The organism is Duganella fentianensis (genome assembly GCF_009857835.1).
Taxonomy (GTDB): domain Bacteria; phylum Pseudomonadota; class Gammaproteobacteria; order Burkholderiales; family Burkholderiaceae_D; genus Rugamonas; species Rugamonas fentianensis.
This window is the reverse complement of sequence record NZ_WWCL01000004.1, coordinates 272,943-295,654: the sequence shown is the minus strand read 5'-3', so window position 1 is coordinate 295,654 and position 22,712 is coordinate 272,943. Positions and strand designations below refer to the sequence as shown.

The window sequence follows — 22,712 nt, the reverse complement described above, 5'->3', positions numbered from 1 at the left end:
GCAGGCTCGCTCCCTATGTCGATCGATCTGAAACAACTCAAGTATTTCCTCGCCGTGGCAGAAGAAAAAAGCTTCAGCCGCGCCGCCGAACGGCTGCACATTTCGCAACCGCCTCTGAGCCAGCAGATCATGAAGCTGGAGAGCGAACTGGGAGTCAAGCTGTTTGCCCGCACCACCCGCACCTTCGAACTGACGGTTGCAGGCAAGGCGCTGATGCAGGAAGCCACCGACCTGCTGGCCAAGATGCGCATGACGGTCGATACCATACGTCAGATCGACCGGGGCGAAGTGGGCCGCCTGCGCGTGGGCATCGTCGGTTCCGCCATGTGGGGACCGATACCCAGCCTGCTGGAAGAATTCCAGACCAAGTATCCGCGCGTGACGTGGACCATCCACGAACTGGGCCCCACCCTGCAGTACGAAGCGCTGCGTGCCAAACAGGTAGACGTGGGCTTCTGGCGCGAGCCGCGCCTCGATGAAGAAGACCTGAAGCGCGACAATCTGCGTCAGGAACTGTGCTTCCGCGAAGATGTGTGCGTGGCCATCAACGAGCACCACCCGCTGGCCAAGGAAGAGGCGATCGAACTCAGTGACATCGCCGAAGAACCCATGCTGACGCTGGCGCTCGACAAGTCCTCCTTCCCGCGCTACCTGATCCAGTGCTGCGTCAAGGCCGGTTTCCAGCCGACGATTTTTCAGGAAGCCTCCGAGCCGCAGACCCTGCTGGCCATGGTGGGTGCAGGACTGGGCGTGGCGCTGATGCCGGAGACCACCAGCCGCATAGGCTGGCCCGGTGTGGTGTTCGTACCTATCCGCACCAATCCACCTTCGGCCAATCTGTATATCACCTACACCACACTGGACGATGCGCCCGTGGTGCGGGCTTTCCTCAACATCCTCAATCCACCGGCTGCCTGATTGCAGCGCGCCGCGCTCGCAAGGCGGGCACCGCGTGCCGGATTAGTGAGTCACGCCGCCCGCTTCGCGCATGTCGACGTCGTAGGCCAGCGTGGTGCGCACGGCAATGCGCAAGCCTTCTATCATATCGTCCAGCTTCATGCTGGCAGCACCGGGATGAGCCGCCGCCTGCTGCGGCAGATAGGGAATGTGAATAAAACCGGCGCGCATGGTGGTGCCCCACTCGTGCGCCTGATGCATCAGGCTATAGAACACGTGGTTACACACATAGGTGCCCGCAGTATGCGACACGGATGAAGGCAGCCCCGCTTCGCGGATCGCATGCACGATGGCCTTGATAGGCAGGGTAGCGAAGTAGGCGGCCGGACCATCGTTGACGACGGGCTGGTCCACAATCTGGCGCTTCTTGTTATCGGCTATCGGTGCATCGTCGATGTTGATGGCGATGCGCTCCACCGACATATCGACACGACCACCAGCCTGCCCCACGCCGATCACCACACTGGGCTGTAGCTCCTCGATGGCTTGATGCAGCATGCGCGCCGAACTACCGAACACGCAAGGCAGCTGGCGCGCATGCACGACGAAGTCGCCTTCACGCCAGCCCTGCAAAGCCCGCACGGCTTCCCACGAGGGATTGATCTTCTCCTGATTGAACGGCTCGAAGCCCGTCAACAATATTATTTTTTCCATCTTGCTCAACTCCGCGATATGCGGGGCGGCACTGACCTGCGCAGCACTCGCCCAATGCTGCGCTACTCTACTCTAATCTGGCCACGTTCAGAGATTCATTAAAAAATAAAGAAGTGCAATATTTGCAAGCAGTAGAGGCAGCGCCGTACCTATCTGGGCACGGATTACGGCATTCTTGTCGGGCAGCTCCAGCAACGCAGCCGGCACGATGTTGAAGTTGGCCGCCATCGGCGTCATCAGCGTGCCACAGTAGGCACTGAACATACCTATGGCCGCCATCACGGCCGGATTGGCGTGATACACGCCCACCAGCACAGGAATGCCGACGCCGCCCGCGATCACAGGGAAGGCCGCAAAGCCGTTCCCCATGATGATGGTGAACAGCGCCATACCTATGCAGTACACAGCCACGGCCACCAGCCGGATATCGAGGTTGATGTAGGAGGTCACTATGTGGGCAACCGCCTTGCCCATGCCGACTTCCGTGAACAGCAACCCGAGTACAGCCAGCATGTGGGGCAGCACCAGCGCCCAGCCCAGATGGTCCATCAGGCGGCGCGATTCGCGCAGTGCCTGCAGCGGCGTGGCGCGGGTCAGCCAGCAGGCTGTGGCTACCGCCAGCAGCGAACCGCAGCCCAGGCTGACCAGCGTGAGGTTTTTCGGATCGAGCAGCAGCGCGCCGCCTATCTGCACATCTTTCAGCAGCGTGGAGCCTATCATGGTGGTGACGGGTATCAGCAGCGCCGGTATCAGCAGGCGGTGACCCAGTCGCTGCGCACTATCCTTGCGTTGCTGCGCCGTGCGCTCGCTGTGGCGCCCCAGCGCCACACCGCCGAAACCGGCCAGCAGTGCCATCAGCACCATCATCAGGCCCGTCACGGCTGGTGGTATCTGCTCGCCAGCCAGATAGATGACTGCGTACAGTCCCCAGAACAGAGCACTGCTGTAACGCTTGGGATTGTCGCGGTCGAGCAGCGCCATCACGGCGGCCGACAACAGCAGCAGGCCGACGATGACTATGAACCAGTCCAGTTTGACGATCATGGCTGGCCCTCCCCGCGCTGCATGGCCCGGGCGATTTCCGCATCGAGCCGGTGCAGCCGCCACGAGTGAATCAGGAAGGCTGTCACTGCAGTCGGTATGCCCCACATGGCGATGTGCAGCGGATCGACTTCCAGCCCTTCGCCGCGCAGGATGGTCTGCATCAGGACAATGGCGCCGAAGGCGACGAACACGTCTTCGCCGAAGAACAGGCCGACATTATCGGTGGCTGCCGCCATGGCGCGGATGCGGTGCCGCAGTTCGTCCGTCAGCGCCGGATAGCGCACTTCGGCCGCGCCCTGCGCCATCGGCGCCACCAGCGGGCGCACCATATTCGGATGGCCACCGAGGCTGGTCAGGCCGAAGGCCGCGCTCAGCTCGCGGATCGCCAGATACACGATCAGCAGACGGCCCGTGGTGGCGGAGCGGATGCGCGCGATCGACGCCTGTGCATGCTCTTTCAGTCCGTAGCGCTCCAGCAGGCCGATGGCGGCCAGCGGCAGCAGCAATATCAGCGGCAGGTTGCGCGTCTTGACGAAGGCCTTACCCAGCGATTCCAGCAACTGGTGCACCGGCATGGCTGCGGCCAGCCCCGTGACCGCGCAGGCGGCGATCACCACCAGTACCGGATGGGCGCGCAAGGCAAAGCCCAGAATAATGACGGCCACGCCTATCAGTGGCCAGAGATTGACGACAGTTTGTTGCACGAACACTCCCCGAATAGAAAAAATCCCCGCCACCTTGCGGTGGACGGGGATCACTAGCATAAGCCAGATTGCGGCCGGTTTAAAGCCGCAGTGCAACAACGTGCTGCGTTTAGAAGTTGACCTTGAAGGTCGCGCCCACGGTGCGTGGTTCGTTCAGCATACCGGTCAGGTTGTCGAAGTCGATCGCGCCGATGATCACGCGTTTGTCGGTGATATTGCGGGCGAAAGCTGCCACTTCATACTTGCTCCATTTGTAGCCTACGCGTGCGCCACCTTCCACCAGCGTCTTGGCCTTATATTCAGGCGCTTCGTACAGGAAGAAGTTGTAGCTGCTGCGGTAGGTCCAGTCGGTGTAGGCATACAGCTCGCCATTGCCGATTTCGGTGCTGTACTTCAGAGTGAAGTTCAGCTGGGTCTTCGGAGCGCGTGGCAGCGGGTTGCCATCGATCTTGGAAGTGCCGGCGAACGGACCTGCTGCATTGGTCGGGGTGCAGCCATAAGGATTAGGCGCCGTGTTGCCCAGATTACCGCAGTACTGGACGAACAGGTTCTTATCCTTGATTTCGGTATCGTTGTAGCTGCCGCCCAGCGTGGCGCTGAAGCCGCTGCCCAGATTGGCCTGGAAGTCCACTTCCACACCCTGGCCGGTGACTTTGTCAGCGTTGATCAGCTGGTTCATATTGATACCGCCGCTACCTGCCGTCAGCTGCTTGTCTTTCACCGTGTACTGGAATACCGATGCGCTCAGACGGGCGCGTTTTTCAAACAGATCCTGCTTGATACCGGCTTCAAACGACAGGGCTTTCTCGGCACCGGCGAACGATGGCTTGTCGCCCAGGCCATTCAGACGTCCCTGCATGGAAGGAGCACGATAACCGGTAGCGACACGACCGAACAGATTGGTACTCTTATCCAGCTCATAGGTACCGCTCAGATCCCAGCTCAGATTATGCGAGGTATTGTCGATATTGAACGGGCCAGCGATCTTCGGTGGCTCTACGCGCATCGCCTTGAACTCTTTTTTGTCGCTGGTATAACGCACGCCGCCGCGCAGTTTGAACTGGTCGCTCACCGTGTAGTTCAGCGAGCCGAAAGCGGCCCACGATTTAGCGTCCTGGAACTGCTGGGCGTACTGCGGGTTCTGCGGATTACCCGGCGCAAAAGTATTGAAGCTGATCGAATCGATCTGGATGTTCTCGTTAAAGAAGAACAGACCACCGATCCATTGCAGCGGGCCTTTGTAGTTGGACTCGGCGCGCAGCTCTTGCGAGAACTGTTTGTGGTTAGGCAGCAGGTCGGCCGTTTCGACCGCAAACGGAATGAAACCCGGGCCATACGGTGGCGCGTAGGACGCACCGAAGCCGCCATCGACGTCGGCACGGCTGTTGAACTTCAGCGTTTCGTAGCCGGTGATCGAGTGCAGAGTAATGTCGTCCAGATTGTATTTCAGACGGATGTTGCCGCCTTTGGTGCTCAGGCGCTGGTAGTTGACGCCATCGCTAGGGTAGGAACCATAATCGAAACCGTCGACCAGATCATTGGTGCCCTTCTTGATGATATTGGCGCGGAACAGGGTGGCGCTGCCGTGGTAGGCACGCTCGTGGTAGTTGAACAGGGCACTGAAGTCCTTGCTCGGCTGTACCAGTGCCTGCAGACGGAAGGCGTTGTCGCCATAGCCTTCGAAATCTTTGGTGCCGGTGTTCGGATTCGGGTTGGTATTATGTACACGGTTGTCGCGATGCTGGGTGGTGCCCGAAAAGCGCAGTGCTACGGTATCGCTGACCGGAATATTGAACGCGCCTTCAGCCGTTTTGGCCGAGTAGTTACCGATGCCCAGGGTCAGATAGCCTTCCTGCTTGAACACTGGCTTGGCCGAATCGAACTTGATTACACCGGCTGGCGAGTTACGGCCGAACAGCGTGCCCTGCGGGCCGCGCAGTACTTCCACCTGATCGACGTCGAACACCGGGAAGCCTTTCAGCATGGCGTTTTCCTGCACGATGTCGTCCATCACCAGACCGACCGGCTGCGAAGCATTCAGGTCGAAGTCGGTATTACCCAGACCGCGGATATAGAAACGCGGGAAGGTACGGCCGTAGTCGGATTCCACGTTGACCGATGGCGAACGGCCGGCCAGGAAGCGGATATCGGCAGCACCCGAAGTCAGCACGTCGAGTTTGTCGCCTTTCAGGGTGGCGATCGACATCGGCACGTCTTTGATGTTTTCCGCACGGCGCTGGGCCGTCACGATCACGGTTTCCAGCTGGCCCTTGGTGGACGAGTCTGCGCTACTGCTTGCAGCCTGGTCGGCCGCGTCCGTGCCTTCGGCAGCGTAAGCGCCGTGCAGCGGGAAAGCACTCGCCACAGCCAGCGCGATCAGCGTACGGGCGGCGAAAACACTATTTTTTTTGTTCATCGGTTTGACTCCTTCAAGTGTGTGTACTGGCATAGATATGCGAGTTGCCAGCCACTCTAGCACGGAAAAAAATGTCATAAATCTACTTTCCCCCCCAAACAGATTCATATCAAAAAAATATAAATAACGAAGAAAAAACGAATTTGTCGTACATATCGCCCCTCATGCATAGTTATGGATGGCCATAAAATCAGGCAGTTAGCAGAGCAAGTAGATCGTTTCCATAGTGCCGGGATGCAGTTTGAAGCGCGCGGAAAAATTAGCCGAATGGCATGGATTTTGTCCAAACGGACAAAAAAGCAACGTTTTAAAAAATTATAATTCGGCGCTGATTGTTGCTGCGATGCGACAAAGGTAGCGACGCGCAGGCAATTGCAGGCAAGAAAGAACTGAAGATGGTGCAAACGGTGGCGCAGAAAAATTGTCGGACGTGCAATGAAGTCAGCCGACGATAAGCGCAAGAACGGCACTGTTACGGGGCAAACGACGAAAAATCGGCCATTTGCTGCGATAAACCGGCACCAAATTACATGTTTCGTCAAATAAAAATATACAATATCGATCTTCCAGGAGCCCATTCATGAAACTTTCACAACTCGGTTTGACCGTGGCCGCACTGTTCGTTGCTGCCAGCGCGTCCGCAGCAGATCCTAAGCTGGGCATCGTGTATGACGCCGGCGGCAAGTTCGATAAATCGTTCAACCAGTCCGCATTCGAAGGCGCTTCGCGCTTTACGAAGGAAACCAATATCAAATTCATCGAGGTACAAGCCTCCAGCGATACCCAGGCCGAACAGGTGCTGCGTGGTCTGGCCCGCAAAAACCTCGACCTGATCGCTTCCATCGGTTTTGCCCAGCAGGCAGCCGTGCAGAAGGTCGCCAAGGAATTCCCTAAAGTCCGCTTCGTACTGATCGACGGCGTGGCGCAAGGCGCCAATGTGGAATCCATCACCTTCAAGGAAGAAGAAGGTTCGTATCTGGTCGGCGTGGCAGCAGCCATGGCGTCCAAATCCAAGAAGATCGGCTTTGTCGGCGGCGTCGATATTCCGCTGATCCGCACTTTCGCCTGCGGCTATGCGCAGGGCGCCAAAGCCGTCAACGCCAAGGTCGATGTGACCTCGAACATGGTGGGCACCAGCGCCCAGGCCTGGAACGATCCGGGCAAAGGCGGCGAACTGGCCCGCTCGCAGTTTGACCGCGGTGTGGACGTGGTGTTTGCCGTGGCCGGCGGTTCCGGTCTGGGCACCCTGCAGACGGCCAAGGAAAAAGGCAAGCTGGCAATCGGCGTGGACTCCAACCAGAATGGCCTGTATCCGGGCACCATGCTGACCTCCATGGTCAAGCACGTGGACGTCGCCGTGTATGACGCCTTCATGCAGATGAAGAACGGCACGTGGAAAGCCGGCGTCAACGCCAAAGGCCTGAAAGAAGGCGGCGTGGACTGGGCGCTGGACGAAAACAACCGCAAGCTGATTACGCCGGAAATCGAAAAGCGCGTGCTGGGCGCACGCAAGGACATCATCGACGGCAAAGTCAAAGTGATCGATATCCGTTCGGGCGCATCCTGCCCGGTATAAACCTCGTCTGACATGAAGCGCGCCGCCGGAGAAGTTCTCCGTTCGGCGCGTTTTACCGTTTAGCGTTTTAGCTTTTTGTTTGAGCTCTGCTCTTTTATAACCCCCGAAAACCATCCTATGCAGCCAGCAGTAGAATTTCGCGGCATCTCCAAGCACTTCGGAGCGGTCAAAGCGAACACGGACGTCAGCTTCACCATCGCCAAGGGTTCCATCCATGGTCTGGTAGGCGAGAACGGCGCCGGCAAATCGACCCTGATGAGCATCCTGTACGGCTACTACCGTGCCGACAGTGGCGACATCCTGCTCGACGGGCAAGTGCGCCGCATCCACAACAGCCAGGAGGCCATCAGTCTGGGCATCGGCATGGTGCACCAGCACTTCATGCTGGTCGAGAACATGACGGTGCTCGACAACGTCATGCTGGGCACGGAAGGCGGCTTCCAGCTGAATAAGCACCGCGCCCGTGTGGAACAGGAACTGCGCGAGATCTGCCAGCGCTACCGGCTCGACGTTGATCCGCTGGCCACCATCCACGATCTGTCCGTGGGCGCGCAGCAGCGGGTAGAAATTCTCAAGCAGATCTACCGCAGCGCCAACATCCTGATTCTGGATGAACCGACGGCCGTGCTGACGGCGCAGGAAACCGCTTCGCTGTTCGAAATTCTGCGCCTGTTCAAGGAGCAGGGTAAGACCATCATCCTGATCACCCACAAGCTGCAGGAAATCCTCGACATTACCGACACCGTCACCGTGATGCGCGGCGGCCGCGTGATCGGCGCCGTGCCGACGGCCGGCACCACCAAAGAGGATCTGGCCAATATGATGGTCGGTCGTCCGATCGAGAACAATCTGCCGCGCAAACCGTACCAGCCCGGTGCGCCCGTGCTGCAGGTGCAGAACCTGCAACTGCTGGACGATCAGGGCGTGAAACTGCTGGCCGATATCGGCTTTACGCTGCGCGCCGGCGAGATCGTTGCCATCGCCGGCGTATCCGGCAATGGCCAGAGCGAACTGATGGAAATCCTGTCCGGCATGCGCCTGCCCACTTCGGGCCAGCTGGATTTCCTCGGTCAGGCCCTGCCCTACGCTGGCCGCAGCAATGCCGACGGCCTGCCACGCACCTTCCGCGACCTGGGCATCGCCCACGTACCGGAAGACCGCCTGCGCGACGGCGTAATCAAGGCCTTCTCGGTCATGCACAACACCATCTTCGGCTATCAGGACCAGCTCAAGAACCGCTGGGGCCTGCTCAACTTCAAGGCCATCGCCAGCCGCTGCGCCGAGCTGATGAAAAACTTCGACGTGCGCCCGAATAACCACGACCTGCGTATCGGCCTGCTCTCGGGCGGTAACCAGCAGAAGGTGGTGATTGCGCGCGAAGTGCTGGCCCAGCCCAGGCTGATGCTGGTCGGCCAGCCTACCCGCGGGGTCGACATCGGCACCATCGAAAGCATCCACACCCAGCTGCTCAAGCTGCGCGATGAAGGCGTGGCCATCCTGCTGGTGTCGGTGGAGCTGGAAGAAGTGCGTGCACTGGCGGACCGCATCCTCGTCATGTGCGGCGGCCGCATCACGGGCGAACTGAAAATTGAAGAATTCGATACCACCCGCATCGGTCTGCTGATGGGGGGCGAGCACAAATCATGAATAAAGACTTGCCACGCTGGGCCACTGCCTTCGTCATGCCCTTACTGAATCTGCTGTCGGCACTGCTGGTGACGGCACTGGTGATCCATATGCTGGGCGAAAGCCCGGTCGAATCGCTGCAGATCCTGATCAACAGCGCCGTGATCAATCCGGAAGGCCTGAGCTACACGCTGTTCTACGCTTCCACCTTCATCTTCACGGGTCTGGCCGTGTCGATCGCCATGCAGGCCGGCCTGTTCAACATCGGTGCCGAAGGCCAGATGTATATCGGCGGCCTCGGTCTGGCCTGGGCCATGCTGGCCTTCGACAGCACGCTGCCGGGCTGGATGCTGATACCGCTCGGTGTACTCGGTGCCGCCCTGTTCGGCGCACTGTGGTCCTTCCTGCCCGGCTATCTGCAGGCCAAGCGCGGCAGCCACGTGGTGGTCACCACCATCATGTTCAACTTCATCGCTTCCCAGCTGATGAACTTCCTGATCGTGAAGTACATGATACCGGTCGGCGAGCAGAATCCCGCCAGCCGCGCCTTTGAAGCCGCTGCGGAAATGCCGCGCCTGAACCAGTGGTTCCCCGTGCTGGGCGAAACCCCGCTCAACATCAGCTTCTTCCTCGCCATCTTCGCACTGGTGGTGTATGGCGTGGTGGTCAGCCGTTCGGCCTGGGGCTTCAAGCTGCGCGCCACTGGCCTGAATCCGCATGCGGCCCACTACGCCGGCATCCGCATCAGCAAAATGATCATCATCGTCATGCTGATTTCAGGCGCGCTGGCCGGCCTCGGTTCGGTCAACTCCATCATGGGTTCGACCCACTATCTGTCGCTCAACTTCGTTGGCGGTGCAGGCTTTATCGGCATCGCGATTGCGCTGATGGGCCGTCAGCATCCGGTCGGCATCTTCCTTTCGGCCGTGCTGTTTGGCGCGCTGACACAGGGGGGCTTCGACCTGTCGCTGGAAAAGCAGAACATCCCGCCCGAGATGGTGATACTGGTGCAGGGCCTGATCATTCTGTTCTGCGGTGCCATGGAAAACCTGTACGGTCCGGCCATCGCCAAAATGCTGAAACTGAAGAAGTGAGAACGATATGACTTTTGATGATCTCCATATCGGCAGTATCCTCGTCTCCACCGTGCGCAATGCGCCGGTGCTGATTTTTGCCGGCATGGCCGGCCTGTTTGCCGAACGTTCGGGCGTGATCGATATCGGCCTCGAAGGCAAGATACTGGCCAGCGCTTTTGTCAGCGCTGCGGTGGCCTTCCTGACCCAGAACCCGTGGTATGGCGTGGCTGCCGGCATGCTGGTATCGCTGCTGCTGGCCACCCTGCAAGGCTATGTAGCGATTACCCAGAAGGGCAACCAGCTGGTGGCCGGTATCGCGATCAACATCGCCATGAGCGGCCTGACCTTTGTAGTGGCCCAGTACCTGTTCCAGCAAGGCGGCCGTACGCCCGATCTGGGTCAGGCCCGCTTGTTCGACGTGGTACTGCCCGGCACTGCTGCGGTGGAAAACATTCCCTTCATCGGCTGGCTGTATGCCCACCTGATCGGCGGCCATTCCGTGCTGGTCTATCTGGCGTTTGCGCTGGTACCGCTGGTGCACTGGGTGGTGTATCACAGCCGCTTCGGTCTGCGCCTGCGCGCCTGCGGCGAGAACCCGCACGCAGCCGATGCTGCCGGTATCAACGTCGAGCGCCAGCGCTACATGGCCATGCTGATCGCCGGTGTACTGTGCTCGTTCTCGGGTGCCTACCTGTCGGTGGTGCAGAGCGGCTTCTTCCTGCGCGATATGTCGGCCGGTGCCGGCTATCTGGCACTGACGGCCATGGTGTTCGGTAACTGGCGTCCGCTACACACCTTCCTCGGCTGTCTGATGTTCGGGTTCTTCGGCGCCGTACAGATCCAGATCGAAGGCGTGGAGCTGCCTGTCATCGGCCGCATCCCCGGCTCGCTGATCCAGATGATTCCTTACGTCGTCACGGTGATCGTGCTGGCTGGTCTGATGGCCAAATCGGTGGCGCCTAAGGCACTGGGCACGCCCTTCGTCAAATCGCGCTAAGACCAGGCGCTTAACGCATCCTGCGGGGAGGCCGGCCTGGCTTCCCCCGCCAGCTTCCCTCCCCCGCCTCGGACCTAGCGCTGCTTACTGCGCACTGGCTTTCAGATAGGCCAGCAGATCGGCGATCTTCTGCTCGTCGCTAATACCCCAGAAACGCATGCGCGTGCCCGGTACCACGTGGTCCGGCGCACGGATGAAGGCCGCTAGCTGGGCCTCGCTCCAGACAATGCCCGACTTCTGCATGGCGTCCGAATAGTGATAGTCGCTGGTGCTGCCCGCTTTGCGGCCTATGATGCCGGTCAGCTGCGGGCCGAATCCGGCACGCGCACGCGGTCCCACCTGATGGCAGGACGCGCACAGCTTGAACACGGTCTGACCGGCTTGCGGGTTGCCCACTACCGGCGCTGCCAGCGCACTAGCGCTAACAGCGCAACTGACAGCAATAGCGACGGCAAGCCGGATGCCGCGCCCGATAACCAGCCCGACGCTGGACCGGACGGCAGCGCGCCCGCGCGGAAATGAAAGATTCGGATACATGGCAGAAACCTAGCGCAGAAATGAAAAACGGCGTGACAGCGCCACGCCGTTACCATCATTGTGCCAGAGCTGGCAACAGCCTGCCTGTCACGAACGGGCTAGAACTCTTCCCATTCGCTGTCGGCCGAAGCGGCTGGCCTGGCGGACGATTTGCCCGCTTTGCTGCTTGCGCTGCTGCCTGCAGCACTGGCTGCGCTACTGGACGCATTATTGGTCGCACTACCGGCCGCACTACCGGCTGAGGAGCCAGCAGCCGGCCTGGCTGCACTGCCAGCGGCTGGCACCCGCGCCGTCAGCTGGCGTGCAGCCGGTGCTTGCCCTGCACGAGGCAAGGCCGGCCGGTGCGTGGTCTGGCTTGCAGCGCTGCTGGAGCGCTGCAGCCGGAATACGCTGACGGCCTGCTCCAGATGGTGAGCCTGTTCCTGCAAGCTCTCCGCTGCGGCGGCAGCCTGCTCCACCAGTGCCGCATTCTGCTGCGTCACGCCATCCATTTGCACGATGGCCTGATTGACTTGTGCGATACCGTCGCTCTGTTCGACCGTCGCGACAGTGATCTCGCTCATGATTTGCGTCACGCGCCGCACGCTGCTCACCACCTCGTCCATGGTGCTGCCGGCTTCGTCCACCAGCCGGCTGCCGGCAGCGACCTTGTCCACCGAATCGTCGATCAGCTCCTTGATCTCCTTGGCCGCTGCGGCGCTACGCTGTGCCAGATTGCGCACCTCGGTAGCCACCACGGCAAAGCCGCGTCCTTGCTCGCCCGCCCGCGCCGCTTCCACCGCCGCATTCAGCGCCAGAATATTGGTCTGGAAAGCGATGCCGTCGATCACGCTGATGATGTCGACGATCTTGTTGGACGAAGCATTAATCGACGCCATGGTGGAAACCACCTGTGCTACCACCGAGCCGCTGCGCTGCGCCACTTCGGAAGCCGCTTCTGCCAGCTGATTGGCCTGACGGGCGTTTTCCGCGTTCTCTTTCACGGTACCCGTCAGCTCGTCGATCGAGGCAGCCGTCTGCTCCAGCGCACTGGCCTGATGCTCGGTGCGTGCCGACAGATCGGTATTGCCCTGCGAGATTTCGGAACTGCCGCGTGCCACATTTTCGGCACTGGCGCTGACCTGCACCAGCACATCATGGATCTTGCCGACGAACTGGTTGAAACCATTGCCGATCACGGCCAGTTCATCGTTGCCATGGACTTCCAGCTTGACGGCCAGATCGGCATCGCCGCTGGACAAGGCTGTCATGCGCTCACCCAGCGCGCGCAAGGGCGCCGTCAGGCGGAACACCACGGTAATCAGCACCAGTGCGGTAGCAATCGCGCACAGCAGGGAAACCCCCAGCGTGTACCACAGCAGCTCGCGCGCCGGTGCCAGTGCTACGCTCTTGGGGAAGACCAGCTGCACCGACCATGGTGCCGAATCCGCGTGGATAGTCAGCGGCTGCAGCAAGTGCACCATGCCGGCAGCATCCTCATACTCGTAGGTCTGGCCCTTGCGCACATGCTCGAGTGCTTCGGCCGGAATATCTTCTGCCTTCTTGCCCAGCCGCGCCGCATCGCCATGGCTGGCATACAGGCCGCCGTTCGAAATCAGGCTCAGTTGCGCGCCGTCGATCACCTTCAGTTCTTTCAGGATGGCCGTCAGGCGGGTCAGCATGAAGTCGGCACTGGCCACACCCTGGAATTTACCTTCGATGACGATGGGCGCCACCAGCGACGCCATCAGGGTCGGCTTGCCATCGACGGGATAGTTATACGGTTCGGTGAAAAATACCTTGCCGCTCTTCTTCGGTATGTCGTACCAGTCGTTGGCACCGGGCGCACTATCGAACACGATAGGCTCCACATGGGTGCCGCCGCCACTGGCGCGGGTCCAGTAAGGCATGTAGCGGCCCGTGGCATCGTACAGCGGCAGCTTGCCGGCAAACTCGGCATCCTTGCCATCGAGCGCATTCGGTTCCCATGTGACGGCCGCACCTATCAGATCCTCGGAACCGAGCAGCGTGGCTTTCACCATCTCGTTGATCTGGTCGCGTCCCAGTGCCTGATTGGCGCCACGGGTCTGGCGCATGGCACCGGACAGATTGATCACGGCCGACAGATTGCTGACGATGCGGCTCTGCAGCGCGCCGGCCACTTCGCGCGCCGAGGTCCGCGCCAGATTCATGGCCGCCGCTTCGGCACTGCTACTGCTGCGCACACCGATCACGGTAGCCGTAACGGCCAGACTCAGTACCACCAGCGCCGTCGCTGCCGCGCAGATTTTGCCGTTGAGTGAAAGGGAAAACAGCGAACGCCCCGAAGGGCCAGCCGAACTAGAAAATTCCATGCTCATGCGTCACCTGAAAGTCAGAAAGTACGGGTCAGCGCCAGCACCAGCGTGCCAGCGGCGGGATTGGAAACATCGATCTTGCCGGCCGAATTAGGAATCCCCAGCGTGTAGGCATCATAAGCATTGGTCTTGCCGTGAGCACGCGTGTAGGCACCGGACAGCGCCCAGCCGGGTGCCAGCTGGCGCGTTACGCCCACTTTGTAATCACGCCAGCTCCACATGCTGTTGTTGGCCACCCTGCCCTGGCCGTAGTGCAGGTTCAGCGTATAGCCGCCGCCCAGATCGGGGTTGGCGCCCAGATCGAGATAGCCCGTGCCGCGCGCATTGGTGATGCCGAAGAACTCCTTGCTCACCGTGTAGTTGTATTTGAGGTAGGCCAACTGATAGCTCAGGCCCAGCGCCAGTTCGGTGTAGTCATAGGTGGTGTGGCTGGCACGGTACTCGGCGCCCGGATATTTGTACACATACAGGCCGGCGCTGTAGCCCAGCTCGCCCACGCTGCCGTTGTAATTGCCGTAGATATCCCATTCCAGCGTGCCGTCTTCGATATAGCGGTTACTCACCGTGGACAGCCAGGTGCCGGCCGAGAAGCCGCTAGGATCGGCATAATCGAAACCGCCCTGCAGCGCCGGCTTGCCCCAGGTCTGGCGGAAGCCGCGCGAAATGTATTGCGAGGTCAGTGTGAGGTTGGCAGTGAGCGGCACGGCTGCCGCAACTGGCGGACTGGCCTCGGCGCTGGTCTGGGCCTGCACGGCGGCTGGCAGCAGCAGAGCACTGGAACTGAGCAAAGCTAAACGGACGAGTAACTTCATACGGCACCACCCCCGGAAGAGAAAATATTGACTTACATAAACATCTCTAGGATACGCAGGCGGGAGTTTTGAAGTCAACGCTAGCGACAACAATCCTGCCTATCCGTTGCTTCAACGTTGCACGCTTTCAAATTGATATACACGCTGAGCGCCGCCATGGCACACTAGAGAGTATTCAATTCAGGGAGTGCTGGTGCTGTATGTTGCGTACACTGGGAATCAGAGGCGTTGTGGCGATGCTACTGGCCATGTCGGCCAACTACTGTCTGGCCCTGACCCAGCTCACTTATCCGCTCACCAGCGAAGGGGTCGATAGCCGCTACGACTACGACTGGGCCGTGCTGCGTACGGCCATGGAAAAGACCCGGCCCGCCTATGGCTCCTACCGCCTGCATCAGTCCGACGTAGCCATGTCGCCCCAGCGGGTGCTACAGGAAGCCGGGGCGCCACAGGGGCGCATCAATGTCTTCGTGCGTGCCACCTCGCCCGAACTCGAGCAGCGTTTCCTCCCCATCCGTCTGCCGGTGGATCGCGGCCTGCTGGGCTACCGCCTGCTACTGATCCGTGCCGACGATCAGGCCCGCTTCGCCCGAGTACGCACGCTGGACGACTTGCGCCACCTGCGCGCAGGGCTGGGCAAAGGCTGGGCCGATGTGAACATCTTCGAGGCGGCCGGGGTGGAAGTGGTGGAAGGCAGCAATTACGAAGGTCTGTTCGGCATGCTGGAAGCCCAGCGCTTCGATTTCTATTCGCGCTCGGCCGATGAAGCGCTGCGCGAATTCGACGAACGCCGCGCCAGCCATCCGGCACTCACCATCGAATCAACCCTGCTGCTGCACTATCCGCTGCCGCGCTACTTCTTCGTACGGCGCGACGCCGAAGGAAAAAGACTGGCGCGCCGCATCGCCGCCGGCATGGAAATCATGCTCAAAGATGGCAGCCTGGAGACCCTGTTCCAGCAGCACAAAGGCCGGCTGATAAAGAAAACGGCGCTGTTCAAGCGCCGTCTGATCAAACTGCCGAATCCCGATCTGTCACCGCAAACGCCGCTGGCCCGTAGCGAATGGTGGATCAATCCGCTCACCGGCCAGTGACGCTGCCCACTGTGCTCAGGGCCAGATCGCTTTGAGCACGGCCGCCAGCTGGTAGCCGCCCTGTATCAGCTGGGCTTTGGCCAGAGTGGAACTCGGCACAGGATAATTATCCGGCACCGTCAGCGCCCACACGGCATAGCTCTCGCCGCTCTTGCTGGTCTGGCGCGTCAGCGCGCCGGCCGTCACACCATCATGCGCCTGCCTGGACACGGCCAGCGACTGATCGGCCCATGCGTACGGCCACTGCACCGGATCGCCACTCTGGCTGGCGACCTGCGGCTGCGCTGCAATCACCTTCTGGGCAAACTGCTGCGGTGTACGCACGCCCGTGCGGCGGAAAACATAATTGACCACCGTGGTATCCCAGTAGGAGTGGAATGGCCGTGTGGTCTGCGGCGCGCGCGCTGGCTGGCCGCTGGCCACAGCCGGCTTGTCGTCGGCGGGACCGGCTTCGATCAGCTGGGCACTGAGTGCGCTCAGCTTCACATCGTCCAGCAGCAGATTGTTGCCGCCACGGGCATCGAACAGGTTGACGGCATCGACCTGTGCCGCCGTCTGCGGCACCACAAAGGTACCGCGCTGATCGACATAGGCTGCGCCCACATGCAGTGGCTGGGTAATGTCGCCGGCCAGATGGGTCAGGATCAGCAGGGCCTGACGTGGTGTGAAGCGGTGCGGATTGCTGGCCGCATCATCTTTGCCTTGCAGGACCTGTATGCACTGCTTGAGCGTCTGCACGATATCGTTATCGGCACTGCCTATATCGTGGTCGTGATAATGAGCGTACTGGAACGGCAGATCCGTGTAGTGGTATTCGCTATGTTTGGGATTGGCCGCCACATAGCTCTGCATCTCCTCGGTCTGCGGGCCGCAATAGCTGCCCTTGACGCAGTCCGCCCAGGTGGCGATCTTCTCCAGCGACTCACCGGGCAGCAGCAGCGCTTTGACGCGCTGTTCGGCCGCACTGCCCTGCAGCAGCTGGTCGGCAATCGCGCCGACGGCACGGTGGCCATCATTGCCCCATGCGTGGGCGTTAAAACTGGCAAACACGCCGCACAGCGCGGCGCTCACAACTAATTTATTCATTCGGACTACCTTTGGCCGGTTTCGGATATTGACGGTTGATGTCGAGTGGCTGGCTATACGCGGAGCTCCAGATCTGCTCCTGCAGGGCGGCCAGGCGCTGCGCCATTTTCTCGTTGCGCAGCACCACTTCCAGATTGCGCGACAGGTCGAAATAGCCGCCACTCCAGTTGCTCGTGCCTACCCAGGCGATCTGATTATCGATCACCATGGTCTTGCTGTGGATTACGCGGGCAAACGGGATGAAGCCGCTGCTGGCCGCAGGCAGTGTGGCCACGCGGATTTCCACGTTAGGCAGAATCGCCAGGCTTTTCAGGTACACCTGCGGCAGTGCTTCCAGATTCCAGTTCGATACCAGCAGCTTGATCTTCACACCGCGGTTGGCCGCCGCGCGCACGGCATTATCGATCACGGCGTAGTATGGCCGCGTACCTTTGGGGCCATAGCTGAGCGGCGCGTAATCGAGCAGCTGCACCCGCACTTCAGTCTTGGCCTGTGCCAGCAAGGCCGGCAGCGCTGCTTCGCTATCGTCCACCCCGGCCGGATTGTAGGCCTGCGGGCTGGCCACCAGCATGGCGTCGCGCTGCAGATTGAGCGGCTGGCGCGCCACGTTCAGCGCTGGCACCACCATGCCCTGCGCCGTCAGCGCCTGCGCACGCCAGTCCTGATTGAAGATGGCCTGCACCTGCGCCACCAGCTTGGGTTCGCTGATGCGCAAGCCCGTTTCGTGGATATGCTCGAACGAGCGCCAGTCGAAATTCTGGCTGCCCACATAGGCCACTGCACCATCGACTACCAGATACTTGGCGTGGATGATGCCGTTGCCGGTCAGCTTGTTGAAGTCGATTACGCGCAGTTCCAGATTCGGTATGGCTTTCAGCTGGTCTATGGTGCTTTGCTCGGACAGGCCGACGCCTTTCTGGTCCAGCAGGAAGCGGATCTTGACGCCGCGCTGGCCCGCTGCGGCCAGCCGCTCCACCACTTTGCTGAACACGCTGCCGGGCTTGTTGACGGCATAGAACTGGCCGATCAGGATTTCCTGTTTGGCGTGGTCGAACAGCTCGCTCCAGACCGTGGCCGGATCGCGCAGATCGCTATTCGTCAGCGTGGTCTCGACGGGGGCAGTCTGCACCAGCTCGAAACCGGGGATGGTGAATTCGGCATGGGCGGGGCTGGCCAGTGCCAGCAGTGCCGGTAGTACAACGGCGGGTAAAACACGACGCATAAGGTCACTCCTAGAAATTATTGCAGGCGCTTGATGCGGCCCAGCGGTTCGCTGCGGCCGGCCGGCTTACCGGCCTGTTCCCGCTTGACCAGATAATCAGTCAGTGCATCGATATCGCGTATGCCTGTTTCGGCACGGTTGCGGCCCAGCGGGAATACGGAAAAGCCTTCCCCGCCTTCGGCCAGAAAATTCGTTACGATGATGCGGTAGGTGGTGTCGTTCTCGATCGGCACGCCATGCAGCATCACGCTATCGGGCACGATCTTGCTGCCGATGGCGGCGCGCGGGTTCCAGCTATAGCTGAAACCTTCCGACACCTGCATCAGGCCACGGGTGATGTCACGCCCGCCCAGCCACTGCTGCTCCAGCAGCTCGCGGATCTGGCTGCCGCGCAGATTCATCGCCACCACGGTGTTCCCGAACGGCAGCACATACAGCGCCTGTCCCGCTGTGACGCGGTTGCCGCTGGTGGTTTCCAGATCCTGCCGCATGGCGCCATTGTTCATGAAGGCGATCTGCCCGCCGTAAGGACGGCCGGCCGCGAGTATCGCATCGGCCACCAGATCGCCGAGCGCCGATTCGCCGTCATCATGTTTTTCGCGCAGCACGCTGGGCACGGCCAGCCTCGCCACAGAACGGGCCAGCGCACTGGCGCTGCGCTGGCGCACCTGCGCCAGATAGGCATCCATCTTCGGATCGCTAGGCCAGCGCCCTGCCGTCATCACTTCCTGGCTGGCGCGCAGCTCGCGCACGCTCTGGCTGGCCAGATCGACTTTCATGGTAATGCGCGACAGTACATGGCCGCCCATGTCCGATTGCGTCACCAGCCGGTCATCCACCTTGCACAGATAGCCGCGGTGCGAGTGGCCCGTGACCACCAGCCGGATGGCCGGATCAAGTTTTTTGACCACATCGACCACAGGCCCCGTCAGGTGGCTGCAGTCCTGCTGGTCGAATTTGTCGGTGGTGCGGCCACCCTGATGAATCAGCACCACGAACACGCCCACGCCCTGCTTGCGCAGTTCCGGCAGCTGGCGGTTGATGGCTTCTGCTTCGTCGATGAATTCCAGCCCGGCGATACCCGAGGCCAGCAGCTTTTCCGGCGCATCGCGCAGCACCGTGCCGATGAACGCCACTTTGACGCCGCGCGCCTGCTCGATCTTATAGGCCGGCAGCAGCGGCTTGCGCGTCACCATATCGATTACATTGGCGGCCAGATACTGGAACCTGGCGCCTTCATAGGTGGCGCTGAACTGGCAGGCCTTTTCCGGCCGTGGCGAAGCGCAGCCGCCCTTCTGCTGGCGCAGCAGTTCGATCCGGCCAGCATCGAATTCGTGATTACCCACCGAGCTGACTTTCAAGCCCAGCAGATTCATGGCACCGATAGTCGGCTCATCGGCCCACATCGACGATATCGCCGGGCTGCCGCCTATCAGGTCGCCGGCGCCCACCAGCAGCAGCTCCGGATCTTCCTTGCGCCATGCCTGCAGGGCCGCGCCCAGGGTATCGATGCCGCCGGCCGTGACGGTGCGCGGCCCCATCCCGTAAGCACTGTCGATGACATATTTACTGGCCTCGATATTGCCGTGGAAATCGTTAATCGTTACCAGCTGCAGCTCCACTTCTTTAGCAGCAATGGTCGGTTGGCGCCAGGGCAGCGCACAGCCAGCCAACATGGCGATCAGCGCGGTCCCGATCAGGGCGGAAGACGTTTTTTTCATAAGACTGCTAGCTTACCGTAAGCAAGGTACAACGGGGGACGGAGAAACATATGTGATACAAACGCGGCGGCGGCCAGATCAGCCCTACTGCAGGCCTCATGCCATTAACGGCAGCCGGATAAAAAAACGGACCCGAAGGTCCGTTTTTTTGTAGTACGACTTTAAGCAGGCGTTGCTTACAGATCGATCGACAGAGTGACCGATGCGAAGCGTGGCGCGCCCAGGTAGTACTTCTGGGTATCCACGCTGGTAACGCCCGGCAGAGCCACGGTGTTCTTCACCGTAGTCGACGATGCATTGCGGTACTGCTTGTCGGTGATGTTGCTCAGGTTGAAGGTCAGCTTAGGACGCTTGAACATGCCGAAGTTAGCGAAGGTGTAGCCGCCATCGATACCGAAGGTGGTGTAGCCTGGGGTCTGCTCATCATTCATCATCGACGATTGCTGAACACCGGTCGCACGGGCTTTCAGACGGGCCCAGAAGGCGCCATCCTGATACTCAACCGACAGGCCAGCTTTGCGACGTGGGGTATTGATCATTTCCTTGCCAGCGGTAGGCAGGAATACATTGCTACCCAGCTGCATATTGTCCTGGATCTTGCTGTTGTTGAAGCCCAGCGAAGCGTAGAACGACCAGCCGTTGATCGGCATGTTGCCCAGTTCGAATTCCAGACCATTGTTCTTCACGCGGCCTACGTTGTTGTAGGTGCTGACCTGGGTGACAGGATCGAAAGCGGTTGCCTGACGATCTTTGAAGTCCACCCAGAAAGCGGTCACGGTGGCGATGAACTTGTTGTCCTGGTGACGATAGCCAATATCGGTATTCCACGACGATTCTTCTTTCACTTCACCCACGAAGGTCGCCACATTGTTCACCACTTTGATGTTACCGGCATTTGCGAAAGCAAAGTTAGGTGGTGCTTTGACGTTTTTCGCCATCGAAGCGAAGAACTGGTCATCATTGGTCAGACGGTAACGGGCACCCAGTTGTGGCAGCACGTCGTTGTACTTCTTGGTCAGAGCGTATGGCTTGAAGCTATTGTTCTCGTCGCCGAAGTTGGTGAAGTCACGTTTGACTTGCGGGTTACGCACGCCCACGTTAATTTTCAGCTTATCTTCCATGAAGCTCATAGTGTCTTGCAGGAAGAACTGATAAGCAGTCGAAATGGTCAGCTGATCACGGCTCTGAGCGGCCTTGCCGTCAGGACGCAGGATCTTGCCGATCTGCAGGTAGTCGTCAGCGCGTTCGCCGTCATTGCTCACAGCCAGCATCGGGCCGGTTTGCTCGTGACGGGCACGTTCGTACCAGAAGCCACCCAGAATTTCATGGTTATCCACGGTCCACAGCAGCGACGAAGTCACGCCTGGACGGTAGGTTTTGGTTACACTGGCGTTCGACACCAGTACGGTATCGAGCGTATCGCCGTCGCCGTTCAGATCGACAGCGCCATCACGCAAGCCGGTGGTCGAATTGTAGAAGCCTTTTTCGGCCTGAGCACGTTGTCCCGTACCACCGTTACCAAAGCCGTACCACAGGTATGGCAGTACTTTCAGATCCAGGTTCTCGGTCAGACGGAACTTGGCAGTAGCCGAAGCGATCGCGTTCTTGAAGGGATTCATACCCAGTTTGTAATAACCGGGCGACTGCAGGGTTTCAGTTTGCGCAGTACCCTTTACCGGGGTCAGGTGACCCTTGAAGGTATCAGCCAAATCGTAGTAGTAACCGTACTTGTTGATTTCGGCCAGACTCTGGCTATTGATGTTGTTGTTCAGCGCTTCGTTGTACAGCACGGTTGCGTGTACGTAGTTGAAGCGATCCCAGTCGTAGTTCAGGCCAGCGTCGATGTGGTCGCGCTTGGCGCCGCCTTTACCTTTCCATTTGTCGGCTTCAGCGTGCGAGAACGAGATAAAGGCTTTGGTACGATTGTCCGACAGCAGGCCGGTATCGTAACGAGCGAAGGTTTTCCGCATGCTCAGCTGACCGACAGTCTGCATCAGGCGGACGCGCTGTTTGTCTTCCGGGTTGCAGGTGGTGATACCGAAGTTACCGCCGGTAGCGCCCACTTGTGGCGAGTCGGCATCGGTCGAACCCTGGGTCACGAACTCGGAGCAGGTGTTTTCCTGGTCCACGTATTCCTGTGGGTAGATAGCGAAGTTACCCGAGTCATTCACTGGCACGCCATTGATGGTGGCGCCGATCTGGTCGGAGTTGAAGCCACGCAGGGTCAGGCCGCCGCCGAACAGGCCAGTTGCATCCTGATTGAAGCTGTTCACTGCTGGCAGCATTTCCAGAGCTTCATACGCATTGCCGGTTGGACGCTGTTTTTCCAGTTCTTCAGCAGTAATCGTGCTGCGCGCTTTCGGTGCATCCTCGGTCACCATCAGGCCCATGCCGAGCTTCTTGCCGGTGATGATCACTTCAGCAGGTTTTGCTGGAGCTGCGTCAGTCTGTGCGTAAGCTGCCGAAGCGCTCAGGCACATTACTTGGCAGGCCAGAGCAACGAGGCTCAGGCGCAGCTTAGGATTGTGTTTAACAGAGGATTGCATTGAGGGAACTCCCAGTTATGTGAAAAAAATTATTGTGTTCTACGATGCTATCGAACCAGAACGGCTTGTGACCGCGGCTCCTGCATGGCACAAGGTGCCCATGACATCACAAAATTGTAACCAGTAAATATTTCATCAACATGACAGCACTACCGTTGATAAACTGTCACGTTTTACGCTTGCTTCTACCATCCTCGAAACAGACAACACTGCGCCCGAATGAGGCATCTCTGGCAACTATGCATGAGCCAAAAATGTGTGACAAATACGATTTACTTTAGGGATTTATATGAAAGCGATATAAATAA

Annotated in this window: 17 protein-coding genes; 6 read left to right on the top strand and 11 right to left on the bottom strand. The window is 59.8% G+C overall.

The annotated features are described in order from the left end of the window. Nucleotides 1–15 precede the first annotated feature (15 nt). Nucleotides 16–918, top strand: coding sequence for a LysR family transcriptional regulator (locus GTP23_RS18380; protein WP_161036452.1), 903 nt, complete (start codon nt 16–18; stop codon nt 916–918). 42 nt (nt 919–960) lie between these two features. On the opposite strand, the gene pcp is transcribed toward GTP23_RS18380, so the two are convergent. From pcp to GTP23_RS18360, 4 genes are all read right to left on the bottom strand, one after another. Next, the gene (pcp, locus tag GTP23_RS18375; protein WP_161036451.1) at nt 961–1,611 is read right to left on the bottom strand and encodes a pyroglutamyl-peptidase I; all 651 of its coding nucleotides are present in this window, start codon (nt 1,609–1,611) and stop codon (nt 961–963) included. 87 nt (nt 1,612–1,698) lie between these two features. After that, nucleotides 1,699–2,655: a DUF979 domain-containing protein gene (locus tag GTP23_RS18370; protein WP_161036450.1), complete on the bottom strand. Its 957-nt coding sequence runs from the start codon at nt 2,653–2,655 to the stop codon at nt 1,699–1,701. Next, nucleotides 2,652–3,359, bottom strand: a complete 708-nt coding sequence (locus tag GTP23_RS18365) for a DUF969 domain-containing protein (protein ID WP_371866945.1) — start codon at nt 3,357–3,359, stop codon at nt 2,652–2,654. Before GTP23_RS18365 ends, GTP23_RS18370 begins: the two co-directional genes overlap by 4 nt. A gap of 109 nt (nt 3,360–3,468) precedes the next feature. Continuing rightward, entirely contained in the window at nt 3,469–5,775 is a 2,307-nt protein-coding gene (locus tag GTP23_RS18360) for a TonB-dependent receptor (protein ID WP_161036448.1), read from the bottom strand. 580 nt (nt 5,776–6,355) lie between these two features. On the opposite strand from GTP23_RS18360, the gene GTP23_RS18355 reads away from it, so the two are divergent. The 4 genes from GTP23_RS18355 (at nt 6,356) to GTP23_RS18340 (ending at nt 11,050) form a co-directional block, all read left to right on the top strand. Beyond that, complete coding sequence (locus GTP23_RS18355; protein WP_161036447.1) at nt 6,356–7,351, top strand: BMP family lipoprotein; 996 nt, start codon at nt 6,356–6,358, stop codon at nt 7,349–7,351. A 117-nt stretch (nt 7,352–7,468) separates the two neighbouring features. Next, the gene (locus GTP23_RS18350) at nt 7,469–8,998 is read left to right on the top strand and encodes an ABC transporter ATP-binding protein (protein ID WP_161036446.1); all 1,530 of its coding nucleotides are present in this window, start codon (nt 7,469–7,471) and stop codon (nt 8,996–8,998) included. Then, on the top strand, nt 8,995–10,071 hold the full coding sequence (locus tag GTP23_RS18345; protein ID WP_229256167.1) for an ABC transporter permease: 1,077 nt from the start codon (nt 8,995–8,997) through the stop codon (nt 10,069–10,071). The genes GTP23_RS18350 and GTP23_RS18345 overlap by 4 nt, the downstream gene beginning before the upstream one ends. A 7-nt stretch (nt 10,072–10,078) precedes the next feature. Then, nucleotides 10,079–11,050 carry an ABC transporter permease gene (locus GTP23_RS18340; RefSeq protein ID WP_161036445.1) on the top strand — a complete coding sequence of 324 codons (972 nt, stop codon included), beginning with the start codon at nt 10,079–10,081 and terminating at the stop codon, nt 11,048–11,050. Nucleotides 11,051–11,134: 84 nt separating this feature from the next. Here the strand turns inward: GTP23_RS18340 and GTP23_RS18335 are convergent, their stop codons facing one another. The 3 genes from GTP23_RS18335 to GTP23_RS18325 form a co-directional block, all read right to left on the bottom strand. Continuing rightward, complete coding sequence (locus tag GTP23_RS18335; protein WP_161036444.1) at nt 11,135–11,587, bottom strand: c-type cytochrome; 453 nt, start codon at nt 11,585–11,587, stop codon at nt 11,135–11,137. 98 nt (nt 11,588–11,685) lie between these two features. Beyond that, nucleotides 11,686–13,926 carry a methyl-accepting chemotaxis protein gene (locus tag GTP23_RS18330; RefSeq protein WP_161036443.1) on the bottom strand — a complete coding sequence of 747 codons (2,241 nt, stop codon included), beginning with the start codon at nt 13,924–13,926 and terminating at the stop codon, nt 11,686–11,688. 14 nt (nt 13,927–13,940) lie between these two features. Beyond that, nucleotides 13,941–14,735, bottom strand: a complete 795-nt coding sequence (locus GTP23_RS18325) for a TorF family putative porin (RefSeq protein ID WP_161036442.1) — start codon at nt 14,733–14,735, stop codon at nt 13,941–13,943. A gap of 236 nt (nt 14,736–14,971) precedes the next feature. Here GTP23_RS18325 and GTP23_RS18320 point away from each other — a divergent pair, with 236 nt between their 5' ends. Beyond that, complete coding sequence (locus tag GTP23_RS18320) at nt 14,972–15,829, top strand: transporter substrate-binding domain-containing protein (RefSeq protein WP_229256204.1); 858 nt, start codon at nt 14,972–14,974, stop codon at nt 15,827–15,829. Between the two features lie 15 nt (nt 15,830–15,844). Here the strand turns inward: GTP23_RS18320 and GTP23_RS18315 are convergent, their stop codons facing one another. The 4 genes from GTP23_RS18315 to GTP23_RS18300 form a co-directional block, all read right to left on the bottom strand. Next, complete coding sequence (locus tag GTP23_RS18315; protein ID WP_161036441.1) at nt 15,845–16,915, bottom strand: S1/P1 nuclease; 1,071 nt, start codon at nt 16,913–16,915, stop codon at nt 15,845–15,847. After that, nucleotides 16,908–18,137: a phospholipase D-like domain-containing protein gene (locus GTP23_RS18310; RefSeq protein ID WP_161036440.1), complete on the bottom strand. Its 1,230-nt coding sequence runs from the start codon at nt 18,135–18,137 to the stop codon at nt 16,908–16,910. Before GTP23_RS18310 ends, GTP23_RS18315 begins: the two co-directional genes overlap by 8 nt. 17 nt (nt 18,138–18,154) lie before the next feature. Next, nucleotides 18,155–19,813, bottom strand: coding sequence for a bifunctional metallophosphatase/5'-nucleotidase (locus tag GTP23_RS18305; RefSeq protein WP_161036810.1), 1,659 nt, complete (start codon nt 19,811–19,813; stop codon nt 18,155–18,157). A 221-nt stretch (nt 19,814–20,034) separates the two neighbouring features. Further along, nucleotides 20,035–22,404 carry a TonB-dependent receptor gene (locus GTP23_RS18300; protein WP_161036439.1) on the bottom strand — a complete coding sequence of 790 codons (2,370 nt, stop codon included), beginning with the start codon at nt 22,402–22,404 and terminating at the stop codon, nt 20,035–20,037. Between the last annotated feature and the right edge of the window lie 308 nt (nt 22,405–22,712).